Annotated in this window: 18 protein-coding genes; all 18 read left to right on the top strand. The window is 36.5% G+C overall.

Features of this window, described 5'->3' with window-relative positions:
* Positions 1–41 precede the first annotated feature (41 nt).
* Positions 42–1,520: a stage IV sporulation protein A gene (gene spoIVA, locus F9U64_RS04850; protein WP_153401876.1), complete on the top strand. Its 1,479-nt coding sequence runs from the start codon at positions 42–44 to the stop codon at positions 1,518–1,520.
* A gap of 372 nt (positions 1,521–1,892) precedes the next feature.
* On the top strand, positions 1,893–2,165 hold the full coding sequence (locus F9U64_RS04845) for an HU family DNA-binding protein (protein ID WP_033405291.1): 273 nt from the start codon (positions 1,893–1,895) through the stop codon (positions 2,163–2,165).
* A 372-nt stretch (positions 2,166–2,537) separates the two neighbouring features.
* Positions 2,538–3,332 (top strand): heptaprenyl diphosphate synthase component 1, encoded by a 795-nt coding sequence (locus F9U64_RS04840; RefSeq protein WP_153401875.1) that lies wholly within the window; start codon positions 2,538–2,540, stop codon positions 3,330–3,332.
* Positions 3,329–4,051 (top strand): demethylmenaquinone methyltransferase, encoded by a 723-nt coding sequence (locus tag F9U64_RS04835; protein WP_153401874.1) that lies wholly within the window; start codon positions 3,329–3,331, stop codon positions 4,049–4,051. The genes F9U64_RS04840 and F9U64_RS04835 overlap by 4 nt, the downstream gene beginning before the upstream one ends.
* Positions 4,052–4,054: 3 nt before the next feature.
* On the top strand, positions 4,055–5,026 hold the full coding sequence (gene hepT, locus F9U64_RS04830) for a heptaprenyl diphosphate synthase component II (protein WP_153401873.1): 972 nt from the start codon (positions 4,055–4,057) through the stop codon (positions 5,024–5,026).
* Between the two features lie 14 nt (positions 5,027–5,040).
* On the top strand, positions 5,041–5,487 hold the full coding sequence (gene ndk / locus F9U64_RS04825) for a nucleoside-diphosphate kinase (RefSeq protein ID WP_153401872.1): 447 nt from the start codon (positions 5,041–5,043) through the stop codon (positions 5,485–5,487).
* A gap of 36 nt (positions 5,488–5,523) precedes the next feature.
* Complete coding sequence (locus F9U64_RS04820; RefSeq protein WP_153401871.1) at positions 5,524–6,294, top strand: CheR family methyltransferase; 771 nt, start codon at positions 5,524–5,526, stop codon at positions 6,292–6,294.
* A gap of 80 nt (positions 6,295–6,374) precedes the next feature.
* Positions 6,375–7,541, top strand: coding sequence for a chorismate synthase (gene aroC, locus F9U64_RS04815; RefSeq protein ID WP_153401870.1), 1,167 nt, complete (start codon positions 6,375–6,377; stop codon positions 7,539–7,541).
* A 1-nt stretch (position 7,542) separates the two neighbouring features.
* The gene (gene aroB, locus F9U64_RS04810) at positions 7,543–8,622 is read left to right on the top strand and encodes a 3-dehydroquinate synthase (protein WP_153401869.1); all 1,080 of its coding nucleotides are present in this window, start codon (positions 7,543–7,545) and stop codon (positions 8,620–8,622) included.
* Positions 8,619–8,987, top strand: a complete 369-nt coding sequence (gene aroH / locus F9U64_RS04805) for a chorismate mutase (protein WP_153401868.1) — start codon at positions 8,619–8,621, stop codon at positions 8,985–8,987. The genes aroB and aroH overlap by 4 nt, the downstream gene beginning before the upstream one ends.
* A gap of 34 nt (positions 8,988–9,021) precedes the next feature.
* Positions 9,022–10,110, top strand: coding sequence for a histidinol-phosphate transaminase (gene hisC, locus F9U64_RS04800; protein WP_153401867.1), 1,089 nt, complete (start codon positions 9,022–9,024; stop codon positions 10,108–10,110).
* 15 nt (positions 10,111–10,125) lie between these two features.
* Positions 10,126–11,226, top strand: a complete 1,101-nt coding sequence (locus F9U64_RS04795) for a prephenate dehydrogenase (protein ID WP_194287279.1) — start codon at positions 10,126–10,128, stop codon at positions 11,224–11,226.
* A gap of 11 nt (positions 11,227–11,237) precedes the next feature.
* Complete coding sequence (gene aroA / locus F9U64_RS04790; protein WP_153401865.1) at positions 11,238–12,527, top strand: 3-phosphoshikimate 1-carboxyvinyltransferase; 1,290 nt, start codon at positions 11,238–11,240, stop codon at positions 12,525–12,527.
* 142 nt (positions 12,528–12,669) lie between these two features.
* Positions 12,670–13,935, top strand: a complete 1,266-nt coding sequence (locus F9U64_RS04785) for a tetratricopeptide repeat protein (RefSeq protein WP_153401864.1) — start codon at positions 12,670–12,672, stop codon at positions 13,933–13,935.
* A gap of 23 nt (positions 13,936–13,958) precedes the next feature.
* Positions 13,959–14,525, top strand: a complete 567-nt coding sequence (locus F9U64_RS04780; protein ID WP_153401863.1) for a ReoY family proteolytic degradation factor — start codon at positions 13,959–13,961, stop codon at positions 14,523–14,525.
* Between the two features lie 227 nt (positions 14,526–14,752).
* Positions 14,753–16,039 carry an IS110 family RNA-guided transposase gene (locus F9U64_RS04775; protein ID WP_153401862.1) on the top strand — a complete coding sequence of 429 codons (1,287 nt, stop codon included), beginning with the start codon at positions 14,753–14,755 and terminating at the stop codon, positions 16,037–16,039.
* Positions 16,040–16,441: 402 nt separating this feature from the next.
* Positions 16,442–16,900 carry a DUF2487 family protein gene (locus F9U64_RS04770; RefSeq protein ID WP_228275587.1) on the top strand — a complete coding sequence of 153 codons (459 nt, stop codon included), beginning with the start codon at positions 16,442–16,444 and terminating at the stop codon, positions 16,898–16,900.
* Positions 16,901–17,053: 153 nt separating this feature from the next.
* Positions 17,054–17,563 carry a QcrA and Rieske domain-containing protein gene (locus F9U64_RS04765; RefSeq protein ID WP_153401860.1) on the top strand — a complete coding sequence of 170 codons (510 nt, stop codon included), beginning with the start codon at positions 17,054–17,056 and terminating at the stop codon, positions 17,561–17,563.
* The last annotated feature ends 1 nt before the right edge of the window (position 17,564 follow it).

Genomic DNA, 17,564 nt, shown 5'->3' with positions numbered 1-17,564 from the left:
ATTCGAGTAATTTTAAGTTGAATAGATCGGGAGGGGATCATTTGGAAAGGGTAGATATCTTTAAGGATATTTCAAAACGCACGAACGGGGATATTTATTTAGGAGTAGTCGGTGCTGTTCGAACAGGTAAATCTACTTTTATTAAGAAATTTATGGAAAAAACAGTTTTACCTAATATCCCGAATGAAAGTGATCGACTAAGAGCTCAAGATGAACTGCCGCAAAGCGCAGCGGGTCGCACGATAATGACAACAGAACCAAAATTTATTCCAAATCAAGCTGTTAAATTACATGTGGAAGAAGGATTAGAAGTCAATGTCAGATTAGTTGATTGTGTTGGGTACACGGTAAAAGGTGCTCAGGGATTTGAGGATGAAAACGGACCTCGAATGATCCATACTCCATGGTATGAGGAACCAATTCCTTTTCATGATGCAGCAGAAATTGGGACACGCAAGGTTATTCAGGAACATTCTACTATGGGGATAGTTGTCACGACAGATGGCAGTATTGGTGAAATTCCTCGGGAAGATTATATCGAAGCAGAGAACAGAATTGTAGAAGAACTGAATGAAGTTGGAAAGCCATTTATCATGATAATAAATTCTGTACAACCATATAAACAGGAAACAGAATTATTAAGACAAGAGTTAACAGAGAAGTTCGATATTCCTGTACTTGCCATGAGTGTTGAAAGCATGACAGAACATGATATTAATAATGTGCTGCGTGAAGTATTGTATGAATTTCCTGTACTCGAGGTAAATGTTAATTTACCTAGCTGGGTATTGGTACTTGATGATAATCACTGGTTGAGACAAAACTATCAAGAGGCTATTGAAGACACAGTTAAGGATATTAAAAGATTACGCGATGTAGACAATGTGATCGGGCATTTTGATCAGTTCGATTTTATTGAGCATGCAGCACTAGCCGGAATTGAAATGGGTGAAGGTATTGCTGATATTGATCTGCATGCACCAAATGAATTGTACGACCAAGTTCTGAAAGAGATTGTTGGAGAAGAAATTAGGGGAAAAGATCACTTATTGCAGCTGATGCAGGAATTTACTAATGCAAAAAAAGAATATGACCAGATTGCTGATGCATTAAAAATGGTGAAACAAACAGGTTATGGGGTTGCAGCACCAGCTTTGCAGGATATGGCCTTAGAAGAGCCTGAAATCATCCGTCAGGGACCGAGATTCGGGGTAAGATTAAAAGCGGTTGCTCCTTCCATTCATATGATAAAGGTAGATGTGGAATCTGAGTTTGCTCCGATTATTGGAACTGAAAAGCAAAGTGAAGAATTGGTAAGATACTTAATGCAGGATTTTGAAGAGGATCCATTATCAATTTGGCAGTCAGATATTTTTGGCAGATCACTAAGTTCGATTGTGAGAGAAGGTATACAGGCGAAATTGTCATTAATGCCGGAGAATGCAAGATTTAAATTAAAAGAAACATTAGAACGAATCATAAATGAAGGCTCTGGAGGATTAATAGCTATCATTTTATAATTGGATAATTATTCCTGAAAAGCGTTATGCAATCTGCGTTACGCTTTTTTATTTTGGACAGTATATGCACTACATTTCCTGTCAATAATGTATAGCATAAATACTAGATTTGGATAATACAGAGAAATGTTGATATATCAATATTTGAAATCACTTGCATAGTGAACAGGCATGTGTTAACATTCTGATTAATTCAATGAGATTTATTAGCAGATTTTTTAAAAAATCTGTATGAAAAGAATTATTTTTGTTGAATTATATCTAAATCTCAGTTATTATAAGCCTTGTCATCAAACATTTGGTGATAAACAGCTATAAATTCTTGCATGTCAATTGAGTTCTTATAGCTTATTTTGGGAGGAGGTGAATGTCATGAATAAAACAGATCTAATTAATGCCGTTGCTGAGAAAAGCGAACTTTCTAAAAAAGACGCTACAAAAGCAGTAGATGCGGTTTTCGAATCTATCATGGATTCACTTAAAGATGGAGACAAAGTTCAATTAATCGGTTTTGGAAACTTCGAAGTACGTGAGCGTGCTGCACGTAAAGGACGTAATCCACAAACTGGGGATGAAATTGAAATTCCAGCAAGTAAAGTTCCTGCTTTTAAACCAGGTAAAGCCCTTAAAGATATCGTTAAATAATATATGGTATTACATACGGGCAAAAAGGGTGCATTTTTCAATGCGCTCTTTTTTTTTGAAATCATATTCTTATACAGTTGGTTTAAAAGGGTAGAGGCGGCTTTATCACAGCGCCAACCGTCTGTAATGCCCTAAGCGAAAAGATTCAAGTAACAGGAAGAAAGTTAGTGGGGGATAAACAGACGCTATGCATCCTGATATGTTTCGCTAATGATCAGCTGGACATAGAAAAACCCCAAATGATCAAAGTCTGACTTTATTGGAAATGATTTTTTCTTGTTATTCCTAGATATTATGGCGTGAAATATGTAAAGTTATGATATACTATGTTAATATAATATTGGATTCTAATAAGAATTGCGGTGAGTTTTTTTGAAATCTAAACAATTAATAAATTATTATAAAAAACGAATACATAAAAATATAAAGCAAGACTATCTATTTATGAACCTTGAGCAGCCGGATATTGAAGAGTATAAATTATTTGCATTACATGCCATGACTTCTCATCAATTGCAAAAGGATCATTACATTGTCAGTACAATGATCGTTCAACTGGCATTAAATACTCATGATCAGATATTCAGATCATTCCCGCAAAAAGACAAACACTTAATCAAAAACCAGCAGCTTACTGTGCTGGCCGGTGATTTCTATTCAGGAATTTATTATCAACTGCTGGCGAAAGCAAAAGACATTTCCTTTGTCCGTCAATTAGCGAAGGGAATTAATGAAATGACACAACAGAAAGCTTTTGTATATTATCAACAATTCGACGATATCGAGACTTTTCTTCAGGAATACGAAAAAATCGAAACTGCTTTATTAAATAAAGTTGCCACATACTTTGAATTAGAGCAGGGGATTGAATACATGGGAAAGTGGATATTGTTTAAGAAATTGCAATTAGAGTGGTGGAAATTCAAAAATAGTGGTCATTCTTTCTTTCAGGACTTATTGCTTCATAATGTCGGCAAAGACATGTCGGTGAACGAATTAGAAAGCATGCTGTTCTCTATGATAGATCTGACAATAAAGAAAATCAAAAACTATCAAAAAAAATTGCCGCCACAATTCGATATGTTGATTCAAAATTTTCAGCATGAGATAAGAAATAGTAATTTATTACATGTCAACTCAGTATTGGAAGAAGGATTATCAAAATGAAACAATCAAAGGAAGAAAGAGTCCATCAAGTATTTGAAAAGATTTACAGTAATTATGACACAATGAATTCTATCATTTCCTTTCAAAGACATAAAACGTGGCGTAAAGATGTGATGAAACGAATGGATGTACAAGAGGGTGCAAGGGCGCTCGATGTCTGCTGCGGAACTGGTGACTGGTCTTTTGCCCTTGCTGAACAAGTCGGCCCGGCTGGTGAAGTAATCGGTCTTGACTTTAGTCAGAATATGTTATCAGTTGCAGAAGAAAGAAATCAGACTTTTGGATATAAGCATTTATCATTTACTCAGGGAAATGCAATGGAGCTGCCGTTTGCGAATAATTATTTTGATTATGCGACAATTGGCTTTGGTTTGAGAAATGTACCGGACTATCTACAAGTATTAAAAGAAATGCATCGTGTGGTGAAGCCAGGCGGTCTTGTTGTTTGTCTGGAAACATCCCAGCCAACATTGCCTGTATACAGACAATTATATTATTTTTATTTTAAAAATATTATGCCACTAATCGGGAAGGTGTTTGCCAAAAGTTATCAGGAATATGTATGGCTGCATGAATCGGCAAAAGATTTTCCAGGTAAAGAAGCACTAAAACAGTTGTTTGCAGAAGCAGGTTTAGTAAAAGTGCAGGTAAAAAGCTATACAGGTGGTGTAGCGGCAGCGCATATGGGGGAAAAGATAGTAAAAAGTAAAGGTGACTGAAGAATGAAGCTTGCGAAAACTTACTCATTTATAAAAAAAGATTTAAATCAAATCGAAACAGTGCTTGAAGATACTATATATACAGATCAAGTCGTTTTACGCGATGCTTCACTGCAGCTATTAAAAGCAGGAGGGAAACGACTAAGGCCTGTTTTTGTTTTATTAGCAGCAATGTTTGGTGACTATAATATTAACCGTGTCAAAAAAGTAGCAAGTTCTTTAGAATTGATTCATATGGCTTCATTGGTGCATGATGATGTAATTGACGATTCTGATATAAGAAGAGGAAAGCCAACGGTTAAAGCAAATTGGGATAATCAGATCGCAATGCTGACAGGCGATTTTATTTTTGCGAAAGCATTAGACCAGTTTACAGAAATAGATAATCCGAGAGCACATCAGATTCTTGCGAAAACGATGATTGAATTAACTGTCGGAGAGATTGAACAGATAAGAGATAAATATAATCTTAATCAGAATTTGCGCACATATTTACGGAGAATACGGAGAAAAACTGCACTGTTAATATCTTCGAGCTGTCAATTGGGAGCAATTGCTGCCAATACATCATTGGAGACAGAAAAGGCATTATTCCGGTATGGTTATTATATGGGGATGTCCTACCAGATTATTGATGATATTCTGGATTTTACCGGTACAGAGAAAGAGTTAGGCAAACCTGCTGGTGGTGATCTGCTGCAGGGGAATATTACATTACCTGTATTGTATGCAATGAATGATGTCCAAATAAAAAAGGATTTAGTAGACTTATTTGAAAGTCCAGACACTGTAAATAAAGAAAAGTTAAAGCCAGTTATTGATAAAATTTTAGATACGAATGCGATTGGACAAGCTAGAGTAATCAGTGATCGATATTTACATAAAGCATATGAGTCATTACATTCCCTGCCTGATAACAAAGCAAGGAAATCGTTAGAAGATATTGCTAATTATATTGGGAACCGAAAAATATGATGTGAGGTGTATTTATGGAGAGAACATTTTTAATGGTAAAACCTGATGCAGTTCAGAGAAATCTTATTGGTGAAATAGTCAGTCGGTTTGAAAGAAAAGGCTTTAAACTTGTTGGAGCAAAGTTTATGAAAATAACAAATGAACTTGCGGAAACACATTATCAGGAACATAAAGGGAAGCCCTTTTTTGATAATCTGGTAAGCTTTATTACTTCCGGACCAGTCTTCGCTATGGTTTGGGAAGGGAAAGAAGTTATTACAACTGCAAGAAAAATGATGGGCAAAACTAATCCTCAAGAGGCAGAAACAGGCACCATTAGAGGAGACTTCGGTCTGGTAACCCATCGAAATGTTATTCATGGCTCAGACTCAGAGCAAAGCGCCAAACGGGAGATCTCTATATTCTTCCAGGAAAATGAGTTGATTGAATATAAAAAAACCGTTGATGATTGGCTTGCTTAACCTTTAAAAGGTTCCAAGCATAAAGGGAGAACAACTATGGAAGATTATCAGAGCTTTGTAAAAAAGATATATAAAAAAACCGGGCTGGATTTAAGCTTGTACAAAGAAGTGCAGATGAAAAGGCGACTGACATCATTAAGAAATAAACGCGGGTATGAAAACTTCAATCAATATTTTGAAGCAATAAATAAAGAACAACCATTACTACAGGAATTTCTTGATAAGGTTACGATTAATGTTTCTGAATTTTTTAGAAATCCGAGCAGGTGGAAAGTTCTGGAGGATAAAATACTTCCCAGAATGAAACAGAAAAAGAACAGAATCAGGATTTGGAGTGCAGCATGCTCTACTGGTGAGGAGCCGTATACTTTAGCCATATTAGCGAACCAATTCTGGCCATTACAAGATATTGAAATCATTGCAACAGATCTTGACACAAATGTATTGGCACGTGCCAAACAAGGGATATACAGTGACAGGGCTGTTCAAGATGTTCCATTACAGTTAAAAAAGAAATATTTATTGCAAGAAGCAAATACATATAAAGTGGAAGAGAATTTAAAAAAATGCATTACTTTTAAGCAACACAATTTATTGGCAGATCCTTATCCGAAAGGGTTTGATCTGATTGTTTGCCGTAATGTGATGATTTACTTTACTGAGCAAGCGAAAGAGACAATTTATCATAATTTCAGTCAGTCATTAAATTCGAATGGTGTTTTTTTTGTAGGAAGTACGGAACAGATTTTTCACCCGGAAAAATATGATTATCAAGTTCTTGATACATTTTTCTATGAGAAAAAATAAATAAATAGCTCAAAAAAATACTTACAATCTTGTGAAGCTATGTTATAGTATTACAAAAAATAAAATATGGGGGGATTACATTGCGTTATTTAACTGCAGGTGAATCACATGGAAAACAACAAACAACAATTGTTGAAGGATTACCGGCAAAAATGCCAATTACGAAAGAAGATATAAATGATTCTTTATTGCGACGTCAAAAAGGACATGGCAGAGGAAAAAGAATGCAAATTGAGAAGGATTTAGTTGATATCGTTGGCGGTATTCGTCATGGATATACATTAGGTTCACCAATTGCCCTTGTTGTACATAATGATGATTTTAAACACTGGCTTGATGTTATGGGAGAAGATCCTGTACCAGAAGACCAGAATGTTCGCAGAGTAGTTACTAGACCAAGACCAGGTCATGCAGACTTGAATGGTGCATTAAAATATGGTCATCGGGATATGCGTAATATATTAGAACGTTCTTCTGCAAGAGAGACTACAGCAAGAGTTGCTGCAGGAGCAGTTGCCAAAACATTGCTTAAAAACCTTGGTATTAACATTGTTGGTTATGTCAAAGAAATCGCTGGAATTAAAGCAGAAGAAAGAGATAACTTGTCGATTCAGGAAAGAATCAAAATATCAGAGGATTCTCCTGTCCGTTCACTTGATGAGGTGGCAGGTCAAAAAATGATGGATGCAATAGACCAAGCGAAGAAAGATGGAGATTCGATTGGCGGTGTTTGTGAAGTGTATATTGAAGGAATGCCGGCAGGAATTGGTTCATATGTCCATTATGACAGAAAATTAGATGGTCGTATTGCAGGTGCTGTTCAAAGTATCAATGCCTTCAAAGGTGTAGAATTTGGTATCGGGTTTGAAGCTGCACGTAAAAATGGCAGTGAGGTACATGATGAAATTTTATGGTCTGAAGAACGAGGATATTACAGGAGAACAAACCGCTTAGGTGGATTTGAAGGCGGAATGACAACAGGAATGCCAATTGTGGTAAAAGGTGTAATGAAACCAATTCCTACATTATACAAACCGCTGAAGAGTGTTGATATCGAATCAAAAGAACCATTTAGTGCTAGTATTGAAAGATCAGACTCATGTGCAGTTCCGGCAGCGGCAGTCGTAATGGAGCATGTTGTTGCATTTGAACTTGCTAAAGCTATCTTAGAACAATTCCCGAATGATCAGTTTCCCAAATTAAAGCAGGCTGTCGACCAGTATCGTGAAGAAATCAGGAGTTTCTAATATGCATAAGCAGACGATTAAAACAAGTACGATTCACTATGATGTCATTGTGGGTGAAGGACTGTTAACGGATATTGCTCAATTTTTACCAAAAAATTATGAGAATGTGTTAATAGTATCGGATGATGTTGTGGAAAAGCTCTATGCTGAAAAACTTGCAAATAATTTAAGTCATATTAAGAATGTCAATATGACTTCAGTTCCAGCTGGAGAAGGGTCTAAAAGTATTGATAAATACTTTGAGCTTTTAACAGAAGCAATAAATCATAAGCTTGACCGAAAATCTTTAATAATTGCACTTGGTGGCGGAATGGTTGGTGATTTGGCAGGATTTGTTGCAGCAACTTACATGCGCGGAATTGATTTTATCCAAGTACCGACAACGATACTGGCACATGACAGCAGTGTTGGAGGAAAAGTTGCAATTAACCATCCAAAAGGAAAAAATTTAATCGGTAATTTTTATCCACCTGTCGCGGTTATATATGATGTAACAACACTACGCTCGTTACCGGCATCTGAAATCAGATCAGGTTATGCAGAAGTAGTGAAGCACGGATTAATTAGTGAGGAGTCTTTCTTTAATGAAGTATTGAAAGTGGACTTAACCAAACCTTTAGATCCTGATGTTACAGTTGAACAATTGCAAAAAGGTATTGCTGTAAAAGCAAATATTGTAGAAAAAGATGAACGCGAAAGCAATATTCGGAAATTTCTGAATTTTGGGCATACTTTAGGTCATGCCATTGAATCGGAAATGGGTTATGGGCAAATCACCCATGGAGAAGCAGTGGCGATTGGTATGTTATTCGCATTGAAAGTAAGCCAGGAAAATTATAACATTTCATTGCCATATAATGAGCTTTATCAATGGTTAGCAGCCAACAATTATCCTTTAATGATTAACTGGCCAGGTCCCGATATGCTTATTGATAAAATGAAACTTGACAAGAAGTCTGAAAATGCGATTGTTCAAATGGTTTTATTGGAGGAAGTCGGTAAACCATCCATCGTTAATATTGATGATCATAATCTCCGTATACAATTAGAAAATTTCATTAGAGAGTTGGGTTCACTGTGATCAGAGGAATACGAGGAGCAACAACTGTACAAAAAAATGAAGAAAAAGAAATGCTAGAGGAAACGAAAAAAATGATTGAGCAAATGGCTGTGGTCAATCAAGTCTCTCCTGATCAAATTGCTTCTGTTTTAATTTCTGTAACACCAGACTTGGACGCAGCTTTCCCAGCGAAAGCGCTCAGATTAATCAACGGTTGGAAATATGTTCCTGTTATGTGTATGCCAGAAATAAGTGTTCCAGGCAGTTTGCCACAATGTATACGTGTCATGATGACAGTTAATACGGAATTAGGGCAGGAAGAAGTTGAGCACGTTTATCTTAATGAGGCCGTAAAACTAAGACCAGACTTAGCTGATAAAGCCTGAATAAATCAGAAATAAATGAAAGGAAGTCAATATAATGGAAGCAAAACAAGTTTTTAGTAATATGGCTCCGTATACACCTGGAAAGCAAATAGAAGATGTAAAAAAAGAATATGGTTTGGATAAAATTGTTAAGCTGGCTTCAAATGAAAATCCGTTCGGTTATTCTGAAAAAGTAAGAGAAGCTATTCCTAATATGCTTAATGGATTAGAAATTTATCCGGATGGATATGCAAAAGCTTTGAGAGAAGAAATAGCGGCAAAATTATCTGTTAAAAAAGATCAGTTAACTTTTGGCTGTGGTTCTGATGAAATCATTGATATGTTATGCAAAACTTACCTTGAAAAAGGAACAAATACCATCATGGCGACTCCGAGCTTTCCACAATATAAGCATAATGCATTAATTCAGGGAGCAGAAATTATTGAAGTCCCATTAATCAATGGTTATCATGACCTTGCTGCGATGTTGAAAGCAGTGAATGAAGCAACAAGAATCGTATGGCTATGTTCACCAAATAATCCCACAGGTTCTTTAATTTCTAAAGAGGACTTAATCGACTTTTTAGAAAAATGCCCTGACCATACCTTAGTAGTACTGGATGAGGCTTATTATGAATATATTGATCGGTCTATAAATCCCAACAGTGTAGCGTTATTAAACGATTATGACAATTTGGTTATTCTTAGAACATTCTCGAAAGCTTACGGTTTGGCTAATTTAAGAGTAGGTTATGGCATAGCATCTGAAGAAATAACTAAATACTTAAATATTACACGTGGTCCATTTAATACCACTACTATCTCACAGCTGTCAGCATTAACTGCATTTCTTGATACTGATTTTCTTGAAAAAACCTACCAGGAAAATATTACGAACAAGCAGACGTTTATGCAGTTTTGTGATGATGTTGGACTAGAATATTATGATTCCGAAGCAAATTTCCTTTTTGTTAAATTACCAACATCGGGTGATCAGTTGTTTACTTATTTACTTAAAAACGGCTTTATCGTCCGTTCAGGTGAAGCTTTAGGCCATCCAAATGGTGTACGTATTACGATTGGATCGAAAGAAAATATGACAGAGCTTCAGGAATTAATGAAAAATTATTTAGCAACGGTTTGAAAAGGAGACTAAATCGTGAAGGAAACGGTTTTAATTGCGGGCCTTGGTTTAATTGGAGGCTCGCTTGCTTTAAATATTAAAGAAGTAGAGAATGTACATATAATAGGATATGATGCAAATCGGAGTTCATTAGATTATTGTATAATGAATGGGATTGTGGATGAAGTATATGATGACTTTGCGGAAGCAGTGAAGCTAGCTGATATTTGCATTTTAGCTGCACCTGTATCAATCACTGTTGACTTAATTCATCAATTAAATCATATAACACTGGACAAAGAACTGCTTGTAACAGATGTTGGTTCTGTTAAATCACTGATTATGGAAGCAGCAGAACAATTAACATCAGATCTGGTCACATTTATTGGCGGTCATCCGATGGCGGGTTCACATAAAAAAGGAATTCAGGCAGCAAGAGCCCATTTATTTGAAAATGCCATCTATGTATTGTCACCAACGGAAAAAAGTAATGAAGAGCAATTAGATAAATTAAAAGCATTACTTTCACCAACAAAGTGTAAGTTCCTCATCTTAGACCCGGAAGAGCATGACGAAATGACAAGTGTGATCTCACATTTTCCTCATTTAATTGCGTCATCACTCGTTCACCAGGCCCGCAATTGGCAAATAAAACACCCATATATTCCGAAACTTGCTGCAGGTGGATTTCGTGATATTACAAGAATTGCATCAAGTAATCCGGTTATGTGGCGTGATATCTTCTTTCAAAATAAGGAAAAAATGAGCCGCTTGCTTGCTGACTGGATTGAGGAGATGCAGCAGCTAAAAGAATTAATTGATACAGGGGAAAAACAGCAAATAGAAACATACCTAGAACAGTCCAGAGATTACAGAGACGGTCTTGATAGTAAGAAGAAAGGTGCCATCCTTTCCTATTATGACCTGTATGTTGATATATTTGACCAGCCAGGTGCTTTGCTCAAAGTTGCCGGCTTACTTGCAGAGCATGATATTAGTATTAATAACATAGAAATCTTAGAAATAAGAGAAGGTATCACTGGTGTCTTACGTTTGAGTTTCCAAAACAAAAATGACCAGCAATTAAGTAATGCTATTTTAAAGAAACACAAATATGAAACACTGATAGAAGAATAGGGGGGGGTAAAATGTCAATAAAATCAGTGTCTTTTAATCGAAAAACTTTAAATGGCAGCATATCCGTTCCGGGGGATAAGTCAATCTCACACCGTGCTGTTATGTTTGGATCACTTGCCAAAGGAAAGACTACCATTACTAATTTTTTGGCCGGAGAAGACTGTCTTTCTACGATTGCTGCTTTCGAGGCTATGGGTGTAAAGATAACAAGAAATAACCAGACAGTTGTCGTAGAATCTGCTGGAGCTTCAGAATTAAGTGAACCTCTGGAACCAATTAACTTAGGTAATTCAGGCACAACTGCAAGACTGTTAATGGGCATTTTGTCAGCTTTGCCTTATCATTTTACTTTATATGGTGACGCTTCTTTAACCAAACGGCCAATGGACCGAATCACAAACCCATTAAGAGAAATGGGCGCAAAAATTGACGGCAGAGAAAATGGAAGGTTTTTACCAATCGCAATAAGAGGTGGCAAATTGAATCCGGTACACTATCACACACCGATGAAAAGTGCACAAGTCAAGTCTGGTGTCTTGTTAGCGGGATTATTAACTGATGGCAAAACAGTGGTAGAAGAAGATACAAAAACAAGAGACCATACAGAAAATATGTTAAAAGCGTTTGGCGCGGATCTTTCTGTCGAAGGAAATAGTGTAACAGTCAATGGTAATCAGCCACTAACTGCTTGTGACATTGAAGTTCCCGGAGATATTTCATCTGCTGCATTCTTCTTAGTAGCTGCAGCCATTACTCCAAATAGTGAAGTGAAGATTGAAAATGTAGGCTTGAACCAGACAAGAACTGGGATCATTGATGTGCTGAAATTAATGGGAGTAGATATTACAGTTGAAGAAAAACGGACCATTGGCGGTGAGCCTATAGGTGATATTATTGTTAAATCTTCTAAACCTGCAGCTGCAACAATTTCAGGAGATATCATACCAAGAATTATTGATGAAATTCCTGTAATTGCTTTACTTGCAACACAAGCAGAAGGTACCACGATAATAAAGGATGCTGAAGAATTAAAATTTAAGGAAACAGACCGGATCGAATCGGTTGTCAACACATTACAGGCACTTGGCGCAGAAATTGAAGCGACTAATGATGGAATGATTATTCAAGGAAATGCGAAGTTAAAAGGCGCGGAAACAAACTCGTATGGTGATCACCGTATTGGAATGATGATAGCAATCGCCTCATTGCTTACGGAAGAAACGATAGAATTACATGATGACAAATGTATTGCAGTTTCTTATCCGAATTTCTTTGAAGATTTAGATGAATTATTACAATAATACAACGTAAGTCATGAGTGATGTTTGCTCATGACTTTTTGCTTTGTTGAGACAGGAAGCTTCTATTAGTTGCTTCTCAACAGAAAGTTCGATAAGATGTAGAGTGATTGATTGCAAAGGAATGATAGAAAGGTGGTAGCATGTGGAACAGATAGAACGTGCGATAGATTTAATCCATCAGGGAGAAATCGAAACAGCTTTACACATATTAAAAGAATTAGCAAAAAGCGGCAATCACAATGAGAAACTTGATATTGTTCAAATATACTTAGAGTTAGGCATTCAGGATGAAGCAAGAACATTGCTTGAAGAAATTATTGATCAAGAACCAGCTAATACTGAAGCAAAAATTCTTTTAGCAGATATTTTTATTAATGATAACGAAGATGAAAAAGCGATAACAATATTAAATGAAATAAATCCTGCAGATGATTTCTATACTCAAGCTTTAATCCAGCTGGCGGATTTATATCAGGCTCAGGGTTTATTCGAAGTAGCAGAGAGTAAATTAATTGAAGCAAAGAGAATAGAACCAGACGAACCGGTAATTGATTTTGCGTTAGGTGAGTTTTTATTCTCAATTGGGGAATATAATAAAGCAACTATTTATTTTGATAAATTAATGAAACATACAAAGGAATTTGCCAATGTTAATATTCAAGCAAGACTTGCGGAAGCTTATGCATTAAATGGCGATTTCGAACAAGCTTTGCAACACTTTCAGGCACTAGATACTGATGATCCCGAATTGTTATTTCGCTATGGTTTTCTAGCTTTTAAATCAGAAAGATATGAAATAGCTATTCAAACATGGGAGAAGTTATTAGAATTAGAACTAGAATATCCATCTGTTTATCAATATTTAGCTCAGGCATACGAAGAAGAAGGGCTGATGAATGAAGCGGCAGAAGCTGCAGAGACTGGAGTAGAAATGGATCCATATAATAAAGAGATGTGGTATGTTGCTGGAAGGATATTACACAAAACAGGTAAATCTGAAGAAGCTTATCGATTTATTGAAGAAGCTATTCATCTTGACCAGGAATATTATGAAGCGTTGTTATTTCTAATCGAGATATATAAAAAAGAGGGAGAATTCAATCGCCTTATTGAGCTGTTAACAGATAAAGTTGATATCGATCAATTAGACGGTATTTTCCATTGGGAGCTTGCAAAAGGATATAATGAAGAAGAACAATATAATAATGCATTAATTGCTTACCAGAATGCATACAATAAAATGGATAAAGATATTGATTTTTTACAAGACTATGGCTATTTCTTAGTAGAAGAGGGGAGGATCTCAGAAGCAATAGCAATTTTAGAACAGTATTTATTAATAGAACCATCCGATTTTGAGGTAGAGCAATACGTTGAAAGGTTAAGGAATCAGGATAATACTCTCTAGTAGGAATGGAGGGGAATTAAATATTGGAAACATCGATAAAAGTGGAAGATAAGAAATCATTTATTCATTGGTTTCTCGGTAATTTTCAATTGAAAAAAAGAGAAAGTGTATGGATATTAAATTATTTAATGAATCATGACAATGTTCTGTCAAATGTCCACTTCGTTTTAGAAGCACGTTATTGTCCACGGGCTATGATTATTTCGACACATTGCTCGAAGGAGATAGCTTTCCGTTTTTACAAGAAACATATTGTAACAACAGATGCTGATAAATCATTTCATGACATCAGACTGCATAATAAAGAGCCTATCTATATACAATTGAATTTTAAGAATTCGAAACAAAGCATTGAGTATATGAAAGTCTTGGAAGACAACCCTTTTATACCTGATGACTATTTCTTATCACAACATGACAAAAAACAAGTCGATCATTGGCTTAACTATACACTTTATTATTTTAAAAAACAGCAGCTTGAGGAAAAAATAAATCAAGCGTTAGATGACAAAAATGAAGTACTATTTAATGATTACGCAAGAAAATTACTGGAGCTAGAAAACACCATGAAAAATAAGTATAATAAATAGTGTGGGATACTGATCGAATTTCATTGATAGGAACCAGTGAAATTCGGTTTTTCTATTTATATTTAAGAACATTTTATAATGACAAAGTCTATATTAGGAGCATTCCTGTAATAAGAAAATTTGAGGGATAATCACCGAATCTGAGAAATGCATAAAAAAAGCCCCCCTGGTACGATAGAGAGTGTCATGCATGACCTCGAATTAAGTACCAAAGGAGGACTTCTAGTATGGATTTTACACAAAATAAGCGAATTGCGCAAATCAATGAACAAACATTAATTATTGGAGTAGATGTAGCGAAACGTAAACATGTCGCTCGGGCGATAGATGATCGTGGACGAGATCTGGTGAAACGGCTTGTCTTCACGAATTTCTATCAAGGTTTCTCCGAGCTGATAGATTGGGCCAAAAACTTGTCAGAAAAACATGGTCGACCAAACCTCCTGATTGGGATGGAACCAACTGGGCATTATTGGCTTAATTTAGCCTATTATTTGAAAGCACAAGCAGTATCCGTGGTGGTTGTGAATCCGATGAAGGTAAAACGATTCAAGGAAATGGACGACGACTCCCCAACAAAGAATGACACAAAAGATGCGAAAGTAATCGCACAAATCATACGTGACGGTCGTTATCATGAGCCTACTTTACCAGAGGACGTGTACGCGGAATTGCGAGAAGGCATGAAGCTGTATGACATCATTCAAGAGGATGTAGCGTCAATTAAAGCGCAAATGCAAAATGCACTCGATCGATATTTCCCAGAATTTCTGACCGTCTTTAAAGACTGGACGGGAAAAGCTGCCCTTCATTTATTAGATAAGGGCTATTTGCCAGAAGATATTCGAAAAAAATCCGAAGAAGAATTGCTTTTTGAGGTGAAACAGGCTGCGACACGAGCAGTTGGCATCAAACGTATCCAAGCTTTAAAAGAAGCAGCTGATAATAGTATTGGCCTGAAGGTAGGTTTACACATGGCACGCCAAGAAATTCGGTATCTTGTTGATCAGTATAGGATGTTGGAAGAACGATTAATCGCTCTGGAAGCACAACTGGAAGAACTCGTTCTCCACCTTCCTGGTGCGGATCAAATGATAGCGATCAAAGGGGTAAGTGTCATCACTGTCGCTGGATTTTACGCAGAAGTTGGTGATTTATCTAATTATCAAGATCCACGCCAAATCATAAAATTAGCGGGATTGAACCTAAAGATGAATCAATCAGGTTTATTCAAAGGACAGACAACCATAACCAAACGTGGACGAAAAAGATTGCGGAATTTATTGTATCAAGTGGCCAGACCTTTGTCGTTACACAATGAAGGATTTAAACAGCTGCACCATTACTATCGCAATCGATCGAATAATCCGTTGTCAGGCAAACAATCGTTTATTGCATTAAGCAGGAAACTGATTAAGATTTTTTTCACGATAGGCACACGCCAATGCGCATTCAGGGAAGAACGAATGCTTCGGGATATCCCTATGATTCCGAAGAGGCAGAAAGTCGCTTAATTGAAAGGAAAACACCGTTTACCAAGACACTCTTGACAATTGAAGCATGGAGAAGCCGGTCGTTATTTTATCCATTAGGGCATAGACCCACTTTAGGAGCATTTCCGGCCTCCACCATGGTTAGGTCGAACGAAGGAATTTACGCGCAAAGACGCCGAGAGACGTGGGAGGGTCCACCGCCATGAAATAGTGGAGATCCATTGTGCGATTATACTAATAAAATCCATTTAATGGAAATAAGGGCATTCTCTATAGTAGGCTATGACTATTGAATTCCATATTTATCATGATTAGAAAATAAAAGTAAAATGACTTACCATGAACTTCAAAGAACCAAGAGATATTGGAAGTAAAACGATGAAATTCTAAGAATTATTTAATTCATTGAGGGAGGAATAAATGATGAAATGGGAAGCTGATGATTTACCAAAGTATTTTGAAGCAAAGGAATACATAGATACTGTTTTGGTACCACTCATACCTATCCAGTTATCGAATGAAGCTGACAGCTTAAAATTAGCGAATTACCAGAAGACATTGCAAATTATTGCTAGAGAAGCAGAAAGGGATTTTGCCGGAAGAATGTTATTAAGTCCAGTCTATACATATGTACAAGCAGCATCTTACCAAAAAGAACAGGAACGGATTAATCAGTGGATTCAATTATTATTTAAAGAGGATTTTAAACATGTCTTTTTCTTAACTTTTGATGTGAAATGGAAAAAAGAAGAAAAAGGACTGGATGGGACTCTGTTATGGTTACCTGGAACAGTAATAGAGAATTATCAATCAGTTCTGACGAAGAAGTGGATTAATGAGCAAACAAGTCAACTGAATGAATTAATCAAATCTTTTTGGTAATAATGAGACTTAGTAAGTCAGAAACTAATAGAATTCTTTATTTAGAGCGAGAATTTATTGACCCTAGCTTAAGTTTGCGCTATCATAGTAATGTCCTAGTATAATAAGAGATTATAACCATGATGTCGGAATATGTGTAGAGGGGGGTAAATGATGTCAGAGAAAAAACAACAAGTGTCCCGTCGCCAATTTTTAAATTATACTTTAACTGGTGTGGGAGGATTTATGGCAGCAAGTATGCTTGCACCAATGGTTCGATTTGCAATTGATCCAGTATTGACAGCATCGACTGCTGGAGAAATGCAGGCGGTAGTTGATGTATCTGAGATAACAACAGATCCACAACGTTTTGATTGGACTGTAGAGCAAGTGGATGCGTGGTACACGTCTGATGTAACACACAGTGCCTGGGTCTATAAAAATGAAAACGATGAAATTGTTCCATTATCACCAACGTGTACCCATTTAGGATGTTCAGTGAGTTGGGCTGGTAATGAAGATTATCCAGATCAGTTCTATTGCCCATGTCATGATGGACGTTATCAGAAAGATGGGACAAATGTAGCGGATACGCCGCCGCCAGCTCCTTTAGCTTTATATGAATATGAAGTAAGGGATGGCACTTTATATCTTGGACAACCAGTTCCACGAGGGGGGGTTTAAT

The sequence above is a fragment of the Gracilibacillus oryzae genome (assembly GCF_009498735.1).
GTDB lineage: Bacteria > Bacillota > Bacilli > Bacillales > Amphibacillaceae > Gracilibacillus > Gracilibacillus oryzae.
This window is presented reverse-complemented; position numbering and strand designations above follow the sequence as displayed.

Coding starts and splice junctions, on each gene's coding strand:
- F9U64_RS04845 (WP_033405291.1), top strand. CDS start 1,893: ATGAATAAAACAGATCTAATTAATGCCGTTGCTGAGAAAAGCGAACTT.
- F9U64_RS04835 (WP_153401874.1), top strand. CDS start 3,329: ATGAAACAATCAAAGGAAGAAAGAGTCCATCAAGTATTTGAAAAGATT.
- hepT (WP_153401873.1), top strand. CDS start 4,055: ATGAAGCTTGCGAAAACTTACTCATTTATAAAAAAAGATTTAAATCAA.
- ndk (WP_153401872.1), top strand. CDS start 5,041: ATGGAGAGAACATTTTTAATGGTAAAACCTGATGCAGTTCAGAGAAAT.
- F9U64_RS04820 (WP_153401871.1), top strand. CDS start 5,524: ATGGAAGATTATCAGAGCTTTGTAAAAAAGATATATAAAAAAACCGGG.
- aroB (WP_153401869.1), top strand. CDS start 7,543: ATGCATAAGCAGACGATTAAAACAAGTACGATTCACTATGATGTCATT.
- hisC (WP_153401867.1), top strand. CDS start 9,022: ATGGAAGCAAAACAAGTTTTTAGTAATATGGCTCCGTATACACCTGGA.
- aroA (WP_153401865.1), top strand. CDS start 11,238: ATGTCAATAAAATCAGTGTCTTTTAATCGAAAAACTTTAAATGGCAGC.
- F9U64_RS04775 (WP_153401862.1), top strand. CDS start 14,753: ATGGATTTTACACAAAATAAGCGAATTGCGCAAATCAATGAACAAACA.
- F9U64_RS04770 (WP_228275587.1), top strand. CDS start 16,442: ATGAAATGGGAAGCTGATGATTTACCAAAGTATTTTGAAGCAAAGGAA.
- F9U64_RS04765 (WP_153401860.1), top strand. CDS start 17,054: ATGTCAGAGAAAAAACAACAAGTGTCCCGTCGCCAATTTTTAAATTAT.